The sequence below is a fragment of the Paenibacillus sedimenti genome, from assembly GCF_014534655.1.
GTDB lineage: Bacteria > Bacillota > Bacilli > Paenibacillales > NBRC-103111 > Paenibacillus_E > Paenibacillus_E sedimenti.
On the sequence record NZ_JACVVD010000010.1, the window covers coordinates 262,118 to 273,823 of the forward strand.

Here is an 11,706-nt window from a genome sequence, read left to right on the forward strand (position 1 = left end):
AAAGCTTCTCAACTTCCGCGATAAGTATTATAGCCCCAAGGCGCTATCAAAAGCGGCACATGATAATGTGCATCCCGATTCGAAATCCCGAAACGCACCGGCACTTCATCCAAAAAAGCAGGCTCGGCAAGCTCCGCACCGCGTCCGCGAAAATATTCCCCTACATGGAATACAAGTTCATAAACGCCCGGCGTAAATTCTTCCCCGCCAAGCATCGCCCCCAGCACGCGTCCGTCGGCATTTGTCCGCTCTGTCCGCAGCAGCGTAGACTTCCCGTCTTGAAGCCGGAACAAGTCGATTCGAACTCCGCTTGCGGGGCATCCGCCGCTAATATCCAGCACATGCGTCGTCAACCCAGCGCTCATAGTCCCTCCAGATCACGCTTCGTCATGGAAAATCCTTGGAAACCATACGGAGGCCGCGGTTCCGTGAACACTTTACCCTCACCGCTTGCTACCTGCTCCAAAATCGTTTCCCACGTACGGTTATTGGATTCGAACCAAATCTCTTTCAGATGAGGGAACCGTGTCAGCGCACGCTGTCCGATTCGATAAATGAGATTCTGAATGGACGGCGAGTGTTGTTCATGGAATACCGTATGCGCAATGTCCCGTATTTGCTCTGCCGCCACATAGCCGCCACGATCAGCATCCAAAGCATCGGCAACATCCTCGTAATTCCAAGCGATATCCAGAAAAATGAATAACGGACGATCGTACGATTCCGGAAGCGTCGTATACTCGTCTCTAACGAAGCCTGCGAAAGAGCTACCTTTCACCTTAATTAATTTCAGGTCGGCCACCCCGCCCGAGTGCTGAACGACCGATATCCCTTCTTCCGTCCGCACCACTTCGATCAGAGCCGTCGGATGCTCGTTCTGCGAGTAACGGTATACCAGATTGCTTCCAGTCCATCCATTGTTCCCTGGCACCGGCAGCACCTCAAAAGGCACCTGATCCGCCGTCATCTTGACCCCCGTCATTTGCGGGTAGGTCTCAAGAAACTTGCGTCCTGCAAACTCCAGAAAGCCCTCCGCCGTAGCCCCTTCATATTCCCCCGCTTTACGGAGAATGAAGTTCTTCATCGAATCCGTCGCAACGACCAGCGAGTTGTCGCCTTCTGAGAAGGAAGTGAAAAACTTTTCGCCGCTGACGGCTATTTTAATGTTCATCCCGAACAAAATATTGTCCCGCCCTGTAAAACCCGATTCCGGAATTAACGTCACATTTGTAAGAGGCTTCGCATAGGAACGATATACCCATACGTCACCTTTACCGTAATACATGATTCGATCTGATCCATTCGTCTTCATTGCCTGTTCCTCCGCTTCACTAGTGATCATAGGTTCCAAACGAAAACGCCCGATTTTACAAACTTCTTGCAGCGCCTTCCCTAACTCCGTTTCCATATCCCGTTCAATCCTAAGTCTGATGGCCTCGCGAATTGTTTCTTTGGTCTGGCCTTTGACCGCCATAATAAAAGGAAACTTGAACTTCCCCGTATACTGCTTGTTGAACGCGAGAAACTGTTCATATTCTTCAGGCGACAGCTGATTCAATCCGGCACCGGATTGCTCTTTCACGGAATGATCGGTCATTCGTACCCGCGTTCCCAGATCAGGGTGAGCCCGTAACAGCGAGAGCTGCTCATCCTTGCTTGCACGCCATACCTCCCGTTCCAAAGCGCTGATTAAATCTTGAAATCCGGCAAAAGGCGCCGAACCCCAAGCACGCTCCGCAATCCAAGGCGAATGCTCGAAGAGGGGGCCGAAGGCGTGAACGAAACCGTCTTGATCCAGCGCATTCACATCTTTCACTGTGAGTTTCACTACCAAATCACCTCTAGTTCTTGGCATTTTCAACAAGCTCTTTATTAGAATTTGTTTCATTGTAAATCCGTCCCGCTATCGGGTCAATTTACATGACGCAACTTTGTAAACTTTCATAACATCTTATTGTTTTTTTGTGAAAATACAAAGATGCCACCCTGGACCCGCACTGTAAGCATCCTCAATACACCCGGATCCCTCAACGGCGCTCAGGCTTTCCAATCAGCCTAAAAAGGCGTGTAGTCCCAAAGGACGCTACTAGCGAACGATTAGACGCAAAATTCGAAAGGAATCTACCAAATAATGGAAGAAATAATAAAAGTCTTAAATTAAAGAATTATATTCGTTAATTATGGAAATTTGTTCTTTAATCGGCTTTTTGCGCAGTTCCCCCACTCTATTTGCGACTCTAAGGTCTGTATTAGCGAACAAGAGGCGCTGTAGAGGCGTCATGCGGCAGAGCGAGCGAGACCAACACGACACATCAACATAAAAAACCGCCAGGATCCCATCCTGACGGTTTATCTACATACATTACGACCAATATCCCTCGTGCGCAGCCACAGCTTCGTCTTCCACCTCAGGAAATGGTCCTATAACCTCAATCGCTTTCGTGCCTCTCGCAAACACTTCCCGGCACGGTAAATCCAGCGTCGGATTCTGCTCATCTTCACCTGTGAGCTCCGCCAGCCGTTTCTCCGACATTGCAAAGACGACACGACCGACATTGCCCCAATAAATGGACCCTGCGCACATGGCGCACGGCTCAGTCGACGTATATAGCGTGCACGCCCACAGCTCTTCTTTGCTGAATCGTTTGGAGGCTGCCTCCATTAACGTCGTCTCCGCGTGCCCCGTGCAATTGGACTCCGTGATTTCGATATTGCCTTGTTCCAGCAAAATCTCGCCACCCTGCCCCGCTAACAGCGCGCCAAACGGCGTATTCCCCGATTTTCTGGCCATCCGGGACAGCTCTATACTTCTTTTCAAATACGGAATGTGGCTTTCACGCTCACTCACCACAGCTCCCCCTTCCCATATATGTTCATTATTTAATATTTATGCCGTTAAAATCTTTGCTCTCGAATATAAGGAACTCCCAGCGCCTCTGGTGCGCCTGACGGTTTATTCCGATTTCGCCAGCCAAGGAACATCAATGCCACTATCGTGACGATGTAAGGAATCATTTTCAAAAAATAAGACGGAATATGGCTGCCGATCAGCTGCGCCCGGAACCCAAGGGTATCAAGCACGCCGAAAAAGTAAGCACAGACCAGCGCACGAACCGGATTCCACCTGGCGAATATGATCAGCGCCACCGCGATCCAGCCGCGTCCGGCCGTCATTCCTTCGTTCCACGTCGGTGTGTAGACCAGCAGCAAATCAGCACCTGCTATGCCAATGAGCATCGATCCGATGATGATGCAGCCATAGCGAATCGCCATGACGGGTATGCCCATAACGTCCGCCGTCGCCGGATTGTCCCCGACCGCACGCAAGTGCAGCCCCCACGAAGTGCGATGAATGAATACGTGCATCCCAATCACAAGCACAAAGCTAACCCACGTAAAAAGATCCATATGCGCAAAAACGCCCCCTATCAGAGGCATATTCTCCAGCCATGGAAGATCCAGCTTCGGCACAGCTCCCGGAATCGGCTGTCCGCTGACTTTTTTACCCAGGTAGGCACTAAATCCTGTACCAAACAAAGTCATGGCCAGCCCGCTCACCACTTGATTGGCCCGCAGCGTTATACTGAGAAAGCCATGAACGAGACCGAGAACGCCCCCTACTGCAAGCACACAGAGAATGGTCAGCGCCAAACTGTCCGTTTGAATGAATACGAGACATGAGGTCACCGCGCCCATCAGCATCAGCCCTTCCGCGCCCAGCTGCATGACGCCGGATCTTTCAATCAGAATGCCGCCCAGCACAGCGATGAGCAGCGGCGTGCCCGATGAAACAGCGGCAGCAATAATTTGTGTTACAGCATCCATCTTAGCCCTCCTCCTTTCTCACCGGTTACGGCGTAACCTGATTTTCCCGGCCATTCCGCCTGCAATAAGGAAAAATAAAATAGCGCCTTGAATCATCGAAGAGATGGACGAAGGCAGACCAATCGTTTGCACACTGTAACCGCCGACAATAAGACCGCCGAAAAGAACGGATGAAATGACAAGCCCTGCCGGATTCAACTTCGCCAGCCATGCGACGATGATCGCCGTATACCCGTAGCCCGGAGATATTCCGTACATGAGCCGGTGTGCGATGCCGGAAACCTCGCTCATACCGGCAAGACCTGCCAGCCCACCGCTGATGATCATGACGACGAGCACGTGTCTGGAAATGCGAATCCCCGCATTCCTTGCAGCTTCCCCATTCGCGCCAATGAGTCGGAGCTCGTAGCCCCATCGCGTGAAGCGAATCACAAAAGCGTAAAGCAGAACGGCAGCAATCGCAAAAACGACCCCCATATGAAGCCGCGAAGTACCAAATGTGGGCAGCGACTGCGCCGCCGTAAACATCGGGGAACCCGGGAAGTTGAAGCCCTTCGGATCTTTCCACGGGCCGAACACGGCATAATTCAGCCCCAGCATCGCCACATAGTTCAGCATTAAAGAAGTAATTAATTCGTTCACTTGAAAATAGGTACGAGGAATCGCGGTTAGCAACCCCCAAATACCGCCGGCTGCAATACTCGCAACAACCATGAAGGGAATCGATATGTACATCGGTAGATGAGGAAAATAAATCGTCACGGCTGTAGCCGCCATCGCGCCTGCAAGAAACTGACCTTCCGCACCGATATTCCATACGGAAATCCGATAAGCAATCGATACCCCAATCCCGCACAGAAGCAGGGGAATCGCCTTAACGAAAGTCTCTGTAATGCCAAAGGAAGAGCCGAACGCTCCTATTAGCATTTTGGCGTAAACTGTCATCGGATTCATCCCGTTCAGAGCAATAAATACGCCGCACACCAGTAGAGCAAGCGCGATTGAAACGATCGTCATCCACCATGGACTTTCTCGGCCGGTAGAATCGATTTCAAAACGATATGGCAGATGAAACCTGGCTTTTCGCCTAGGCGGCGATTGTTCCACCGGGATAGCTCCCGCCGTTGATGGGTCACTCATCTTGCAACCTCCTTATGAGAGCCGGCTTCGTGACTATGATCTTGATCCCGGAGACCGGCCATCAACATACCGATGTGCTCGCGTTCCGCTTCTTCCCGCGGGATGTTGCCTACGATACTTCCGCCGTAAAGCACAAGTATACGATCGGCCAACTGCATCACCTCATCCAAATCCTCCGAGATGAGCAGTACCCCTCGCCCCTTGCTTCGCAGCTCTTCCAGCAATCGATGAACGCCTTCAGAAGCGCCTACATCTAGCCCTTGCGTAGGATGAACCGCGACCATCAGCTTCGGATCCTGATCGATCTCCCTGGCGAATAACAGCTTCTGTTGGTTCCCTCCGGACATTTGCTGTACAGGAGCATCAATAGACGGTGTCTTCACGTCGAACCGCTCCACAAGCGACTGCGACCAGCTCCTGTTGCTGCCTGTTCGGAGCATCCCAAAGCGCGAACGCTCTTTGGAACGATACGTCTTGAAAAGCAAATTATCAACCGCCCCCAGACTGCCCGCAAGTCCGCTCTTCATGCGGTTCTCCGGCACATGGGCGATACCGGCCTCAATAGCACCGCGTACGGAACCATTCCGCAGCTCATGACCGTCGAACCGTACCTCGCCCTGCTGCCAAACGCGCAGTCCGTTGAGCACTTCAGCCAGCTCCTTCTGCCCGTTGCCGGAAACACCGGCTACACCGACAATCTCGCCTTCGCAGACATGAAAATCCAGACTGTCCAGCGCTTTACGTCCATGATCCCCGTAGACATCCACACCTTTGACGATCAGCATCGGTTTTCCCGGTGTCCCCACACTCACGCTCGTGCGGCTCTCCAGCATTTCCTTGCCGACCATAAGCTGGGCCAGCTCCCGTTCGTTCGTTGCCGCTTTGTCCATTGTCGCGATCATCCGGCCTTTGCGCATGACCGAGATGCTGTCCGAGGCGTGCATGACTTCCTTCAGCTTGTGGGTAGTCATGATGACCGTTTTACCTTCCTTTTTCAGCCGGTCCAGTGTCTCGAATAACAGGTCTACCTCTCCCGGCGTCAATACCGAGGTCGGCTCATCCAAAATAATGAGATCCGCTCCGCGATACAGCGTCTTCACAATTTCAACACGCTGCTGTTCGCCGACCGACAGCTGCCAAATCGGCCTGTCTGCCGGAAACGGCAGACCAAAACGCCGCGAGATCGCCTCGATCTCCTCCTGCTTATTCTTCATCCACCTAGGGCCCCGCAGAAAACCGGATTTCTCGCCGAGCACAATATTTTCCGCAGCCGTCAATGTCTGCACCAGCCGAAAGTTCTGAAAAACCATCCCCACACCGAGCTTCATTGCATCCTTCGGTGATCGAATACGCACGGGCTCCCCATGGATGCGGATTTCCCCACTTGTCGGACGGTATACGCCGGAGAGCATGCACATCATCGTGCTCTTCCCCGCACCATTTTCGCCCAGCAGCGCATGAATCTCTCCTGCCTTCGCCTTGAAATCGACATGATCGTTGGCTGTGACGGGGCCAAACTGTTTGACGATTCGTTTCATCTCAACCGAGTAACTTGCTTCGTTCCCCATAAGCCCCCCATCCTTTCCCCTGTTCTAATTCTATATGTGCAAAACAGCATCTTCCCATTACAAGGAATCTGCTGCTTCGATTTCCGCCTAAGCCTTCAGGATTTCTCCTCACTATAACGCCCGAATAATTTCCACGTCAATTTACCTCACACACAATTTGGTTGAAGTGACGAACAACTCTTTGTATTTTGTAAAAAATACGGATTCAGCCCATAAAAAAACGCCCCCAACTTTCGGGAGCGCATCGACCTTCAGATGCTTTATCCTTTCACACTGCCGGCCGTAAGACCTTCGATAATCGTTTTTTGCAAAAATGCATAGATCAGGAGCACCGGAGCTACAGAAAAAACCACACCAGTACTAATAAGCGCATAATTCGTCTGGAATGCGTTTCTGAATTGCACCATCCCCGTCGGCAGCGTCCGTAATTGATCTTTACTGATAAAGAAGTTAGCGAGCAAATATTCATTCCAGTTGCCAAGGAAATTAATAATAAATACCGTCACCAGCGCAGGCAGCGTGAGAGGTAAAATGATCCTGATAAATAACCCCGGCGAACTTAAGCCGTCCACGATAGCCGCTTCCTCCAACTCATTCGGAATGGCCCGCATGAAGGCTGAAATGAGAAGGATGCTAAGCGGGATCGCGCCCGCTGTATAGGGCAGAAACAACGACCAATGGGTATTCAAAATCCCCATATTCTTAACAAGTATATACTGGGCAATAAACAGCACATTACCTGGAATGAGCATCCCGATCAAAACAAACTGATAGAGCGCCTTGCTTGTTCTGGTAAATTTCATGCGCGTAATGGCAAAAGAAGCTCCTGCCGCCAGGAAAACCCCGGTCACCGCCGCGGACAACGAAAGGTAAACACTGTTAAAGAAATAAACGCTTATTTTGGCCTTCACCCAGGTAGTTACGTAATTTTCAAAATATAATTGGCTTGGGAAGACAAAAGGATGCGCCGCAATATCGACATTGCTTTCTTTCAAGGACGAAAACACAACGAATACAAAAGGGATCAATACGATCACCACATACACGAGTAAAATGATATGGGGCAGCAGTTTCTTAACCATCAGTATTCAATCCTCTCTTGATTTCTACCGACGGTGAGTTGAAAGAGAGCCGTCAACAGCAATGCAATGACGAAAATCAGAATCGATAGAGCCGTCCCGAATCCGTACTCGCCGTATTTGATCGCTCTTGTCACCATGTAAGAGGCCATAACCTCTGTCGCTCCGACTGGCCCGCCGTTCGTCATCACGAGCACGATTTCAATGACCCGCATCGCTCCAGCAATCGAAAGCATAACGACAACGGAAATGATCGGCTTTATTAATGGAATCGTTATGGAAGTCGCACGCTGATAGTAGTTGGCTCCGTCGATCTCAGCCGCTTCCCCCAACTCCTTGGGTATAGCGAGAATCGCCGCAAGAACAAGAACAATGTAAAAGCCCATCCACTGCCAAGCGTTCGTAACGAGCACCGAAAGCATGGCCCATTTCTCATCAGCCAGCCAATAAATCGGCTCGATGCCGAACATGCCGAGGAACTTGTTCAATGCGCCGATCTCAGGCTCAAATATAAACCCCCACAAAATACCGATAACCGCTGTGGATAAAATCGATGGCATAAATACGGTCGTTTTGTATAGTCCTTGCAGTCTCTTGACCCCTGAGATCAGAATGGCAAAAAAGATAATAAGCGGCACTTGAATAAACACTGAAAACAAGATGAAATACACATTGTTCTTGACCGCATTCCAGAAATCAAGATCCTCGAAGGCTTTCATAAAGTTGTCGAAACCAATATAACGAGGCTCTTCTAAACCGTTCCAGTCCGTAAATCCGTAATATACCGACGTCAGCATCGGATAAATGAAAAACAGGAAATACAGCGCAATCGACGGCACAATAAACATAAGGTAGACTGCAGGATTTTTCATGGTATGATTCATAGCTTCCACCCTTCCGAGAAAAAAAGGCACCGCCCCACTCTTGGGCGGGCGGCACCTCCTGAATTAGCTTACTTCTTCGCGTTAGCGGCTTCTTGAACTTTTTGAAGTGCGTCCGCGACTTGTTGCGGAGTTGCTTTACCGCCAATCAGCTTCTGGATCTGGGCTTCCGTTTCTTTATAAACGTCGGATTGAATGGTCGAGTCGAAGTGGGAGAATGCCCCGCCGGATTTTTTGATAATATCCATCACTTCTTTGACAATCGGATCTTGAACCTTAGCAATAGATGCATCGTTAAGCTTCATCGACGGCAGCAAGTTATCTTCAAGCAGCCCGCGAAGCTGAATTTCTTCGTTATACATATTTTTGATAAATGCTTTCACAGCCTTCTTCTCATTCTCGTTCAAATCGGCGGAGAAGCCGTAGCCATTAGAGTAGTTGCCGTTCACTTGTGTTTGATCGCCTTTACCGTTCGGAACAGCCGGCATGGTGATGTAACCTACTTTGTTGGTTAGATCTTTGGCTTGGGCCGGGTCTTTGAAAACAGAGGATCTCCAGCTTCCGTCAAACATCATTCCTGCTTTGCCCGTTAGGAATTGGTTCAACATCTCCGGATATTCCATGCCAAGCTCACCCTTGGTGAAATAACCTTTCTTCACCCATTCCTCATACTTCGCGAAAGCTGCTACAACCTCAGGCTCATTCCATTTTCTTGTACCTGCCGGAAGTCCTGTCACGATGTCAGGTCCCGCATAACGTCCAAGTAAAGTGTTGACTAACATATTCGGTACCCAAGCGCCTTTGGAACCCATGGCGAATGGAGTTACATTGTTCTTCTTCAAAGTTTCCGCGGCTGCTTCCAGCTCGGCAAATGTTGTCGGCACTTTAATGCCGTATTTTTCAAACAGCGGTTTATTATAGTAAATGCCTTCCGAGCTGCCGCCGATCGGCAAACCGTAGATTTTGCCGTCCTGCGTAAACTGGCTCAAGTTCAGGAACTTGTCCTTGATTCCCAGCTCCGTAACGATTGGCGTCAGGTCAAGAAGGCGGCCAGCCTTAGCAAACTTCAGCGCATCACCAGCGCCTCCGAACAAGTCAAAAATCTTAGGAGGATTGCCGGCAGCCATTTCTGCAGGAAGCTTTGTGAAACGGTTCACTTGATCTTCAACGCCGTCCAGCTCGAACTTCAAGCCAGGAATTTCACTCTCTGTTTTTTTAACGACATCGTCCAGGATGGCTTTACGAAATTTTTGCGCTTCACCGATTTGAATGTGACGAAGCGAAACGGTAAATTTCTCTTCTTTTTTAGCCGGAGCAGGCGTAGCTGTTGCTGCAGCAGCCGTTGTTGCCGCTGATGTGGTTGGCTCCGCTTTAGAACCTGTAGTGCTGCTGCCTCCGCAGCCGGCAAGTAAGGCTGAAACGCCTGTAACAAGTGCAAGGGAAAGCGTCAAACTTTTATTCATCGTTCTAGACCCTCCTAGATTTTGGTTACAACTATGCGTTGCAACTTAATTATAGGGTCGCGTTCGATACGCCAATAGGCCTACATTTTAATAAAACAGGGATAAAATTCCGTACTATGATAGAAATACGCCGCCATAAACAAAAGCAGCCACAATGACAAAGGCAGGGTGAATCTTTCTTTTTTGAATCAAATAAAAAGCGACCGCCGCGATGCCTATGAACTGCAAATATCCAATAGTTTTCGTCGAATCTATAACACTGCCCCACGTTACCAGCAGCATCATGATAGCAATGACCGGCTGAACCAGAAGAGTCATTCCTTTTATGACCGGAGACTGCTTATACTTCTGCAGGATGTTCAGCAAAATGATTAGCGCAATGACGGATGGAACGACTGTCGCGGCAACAGCAATGACAACGCCCACCCAGCCTGCAACCTGATAGCCGACATAAGCGGCTATTTTCGTAGCAATCGGTCCAGGCAATGCGTTTCCAAGCGCCAGCATATTAGAAAATCCGCTGTTAGACATCCATCCATGATTCGGAACAATCTCTTGATACATCAGCGGAATCGATGCGGGCCCTCCCCCGTATCCAAACACATTTGCCAGGAAAAAGCTGACGAGCAGATGCCACCATTCCATCATACGCCTTCACCTTTCTCCGACTTTCTGCTTTTCCACTTATCTTTGAGCTTATGATGGAAAGCGCCATACAACAGAAATAGAAAGATTACGATTGCCGGATGTACGGATAATGTCTGCAAAAGTAAAAATGAAAGTATAAAAAAGCCGATACCCGCATACCAGCCGAGGCCTTTAATCGCCTTCTCGCCAAACTCGTATGCCATCACGCCGAGCATTACCGCGACTACCGGTACAACAGCTGCAATCATTCCTTTAATGATCAATGATGTACTGAAAAAATAAATGAACGAGTATAGCCCTACCATTGCTATACAAGTCGGAGCGATATGGGCTAGTACGCCTAGCATAGCTCCCCAGGTTCCCTTCAATCGATAGCCCAAATACCCGGCAAGCTTCGTTGCGATCGGCCCCGGTAGTGCATTTGCAATAGCCAGCACCTCGCCGAACTCATCATCTGTCATCCAATGAAATCGTGTCACAGCTTCATATCGGATCAGCGGCACGATAGACGGACCGCCTCCATAGCCTAATATGCCCGTGCGGAACATGCCTATGCATATTTGAGCATATGCGTTTTCCATTTAACTCACTCCAGTCTTCAATTGTCCCACTCACTTATACTAATAGTTATTGTAATATAATTTTAGTGTAGTTATTTGATTAATACCGCAATTTTTGTAAATATCACAATATATCTTGATATTTTTAGTTGATTGTTCATGAAAAAAGACCGCTGTAGCATCAGCGGCCTGCAGGAGACATCTCATGCCTTGCCCGGGGTTCGCGAGCTGTCTCGAGGTTCTATTGGATTTTGTGCAATGAGCCGATTGATCTATTTGATCGGAGTATTTCCAATCAAACGCTGTTTGATCTTTGGAATAATGTCATTTCATTGGAGGAAATCCAATGTACCATGGGGAAACCGCTATGATATTCTATTATTAATGCAAAAGAGCCTTCTTGAGATTACTCCCAAGAAGGCTCTTTATTGTGCTTGGCAACGTTCTACTCTCCCAGAACCCTTCGGTTCAAGTACCATCGACGCTGGAGGGCTTAACGGTCGTGTTCGAGATGGGAACGCGTGGGTCCCCTCCGCCATCAT

11 protein-coding genes and 1 rRNA gene are annotated in these 11,706 nt (G+C 49.5%); all 12 read right to left on the reverse strand.

The annotated features are described in order from the left end of the window. Positions 1 to 8 precede the first annotated feature (8 nt). Complete coding sequence (gene uraH / locus ICC18_RS24860; protein WP_188177133.1) at positions 9 to 365, reverse strand: hydroxyisourate hydrolase; 357 nt, start codon at positions 363 to 365, stop codon at positions 9 to 11. Further along, positions 362 to 1,828, reverse strand: coding sequence for a factor-independent urate hydroxylase (gene pucL / locus ICC18_RS24865; protein WP_312029600.1), 1,467 nt, complete (start codon positions 1,826 to 1,828; stop codon positions 362 to 364). The genes uraH and pucL overlap by 4 nt, the downstream gene beginning before the upstream one ends. Positions 1,829 to 2,362: 534 nt before the next feature. Beyond that, positions 2,363 to 2,848, reverse strand: coding sequence for a nucleoside deaminase (locus ICC18_RS24870; protein WP_188177135.1), 486 nt, complete (start codon positions 2,846 to 2,848; stop codon positions 2,363 to 2,365). A gap of 47 nt (positions 2,849 to 2,895) precedes the next feature. Next, positions 2,896 to 3,825 carry an ABC transporter permease gene (locus ICC18_RS24875; RefSeq protein WP_188177136.1) on the reverse strand — a complete coding sequence of 310 codons (930 nt, stop codon included), beginning with the start codon at positions 3,823 to 3,825 and terminating at the stop codon, positions 2,896 to 2,898. Between the two features lie 18 nt (positions 3,826 to 3,843). Next, positions 3,844 to 4,965, reverse strand: coding sequence for an ABC transporter permease (locus ICC18_RS24880; RefSeq protein WP_188177137.1), 1,122 nt, complete (start codon positions 4,963 to 4,965; stop codon positions 3,844 to 3,846). After that, on the reverse strand, positions 4,962 to 6,533 hold the full coding sequence (locus tag ICC18_RS24885) for an ABC transporter ATP-binding protein (protein ID WP_188177138.1): 1,572 nt from the start codon (positions 6,531 to 6,533) through the stop codon (positions 4,962 to 4,964). Before ICC18_RS24885 ends, ICC18_RS24880 begins: the two co-directional genes overlap by 4 nt. Before the next feature lie 260 nt (positions 6,534 to 6,793). Then, positions 6,794 to 7,615 carry a carbohydrate ABC transporter permease gene (locus ICC18_RS24890; protein WP_188177139.1) on the reverse strand — a complete coding sequence of 274 codons (822 nt, stop codon included), beginning with the start codon at positions 7,613 to 7,615 and terminating at the stop codon, positions 6,794 to 6,796. Further along, positions 7,615 to 8,496 carry a carbohydrate ABC transporter permease gene (locus ICC18_RS24895; RefSeq protein WP_188177140.1) on the reverse strand — a complete coding sequence of 294 codons (882 nt, stop codon included), beginning with the start codon at positions 8,494 to 8,496 and terminating at the stop codon, positions 7,615 to 7,617. The genes ICC18_RS24890 and ICC18_RS24895 overlap by 1 nt, the downstream gene beginning before the upstream one ends. 68 nt (positions 8,497 to 8,564) lie before the next feature. Then, positions 8,565 to 9,956 (reverse strand): extracellular solute-binding protein, encoded by a 1,392-nt coding sequence (locus ICC18_RS24900; RefSeq protein ID WP_188177141.1) that lies wholly within the window; start codon positions 9,954 to 9,956, stop codon positions 8,565 to 8,567. A gap of 114 nt (positions 9,957 to 10,070) precedes the next feature. Then, entirely contained in the window at positions 10,071 to 10,604 is a 534-nt protein-coding gene (gene chrA / locus ICC18_RS24905; protein ID WP_282559208.1) for a chromate efflux transporter ChrA, read from the reverse strand. Next, complete coding sequence (gene chrB, locus ICC18_RS24910; protein WP_188177142.1) at positions 10,601 to 11,185, reverse strand: chromate efflux transporter ChrB; 585 nt, start codon at positions 11,183 to 11,185, stop codon at positions 10,601 to 10,603. Before chrB ends, chrA begins: the two co-directional genes overlap by 4 nt. 411 nt (positions 11,186 to 11,596) lie before the next feature. Continuing rightward, positions 11,597 to 11,706 (reverse strand): 5S ribosomal RNA (gene rrf / locus ICC18_RS24915); the annotation flags it as partial.

Coding starts and splice junctions, on each gene's coding strand:
- uraH (WP_188177133.1), bottom strand. CDS start 365: ATGAGCGCTGGGTTGACGACGCATGTGCTGGATATTAGCGGCGGATGC.
- ICC18_RS24875 (WP_188177136.1), bottom strand. CDS start 3,825: ATGGATGCTGTAACACAAATTATTGCTGCCGCTGTTTCATCGGGCACG.
- ICC18_RS24880 (WP_188177137.1), bottom strand. CDS start 4,965: ATGAGTGACCCATCAACGGCGGGAGCTATCCCGGTGGAACAATCGCCG.
- ICC18_RS24885 (WP_188177138.1), bottom strand. CDS start 6,533: ATGGGGAACGAAGCAAGTTACTCGGTTGAGATGAAACGAATCGTCAAA.
- ICC18_RS24890 (WP_188177139.1), bottom strand. CDS start 7,615: ATGGTTAAGAAACTGCTGCCCCATATCATTTTACTCGTGTATGTGGTG.
- ICC18_RS24895 (WP_188177140.1), bottom strand. CDS start 8,496: ATGAATCATACCATGAAAAATCCTGCAGTCTACCTTATGTTTATTGTG.
- ICC18_RS24900 (WP_188177141.1), bottom strand. CDS start 9,956: ATGAATAAAAGTTTGACGCTTTCCCTTGCACTTGTTACAGGCGTTTCA.
- chrA (WP_282559208.1), bottom strand. CDS start 10,604: ATGATGGAATGGTGGCATCTGCTCGTCAGCTTTTTCCTGGCAAATGTG.
- chrB (WP_188177142.1), bottom strand. CDS start 11,185: ATGGAAAACGCATATGCTCAAATATGCATAGGCATGTTCCGCACGGGC.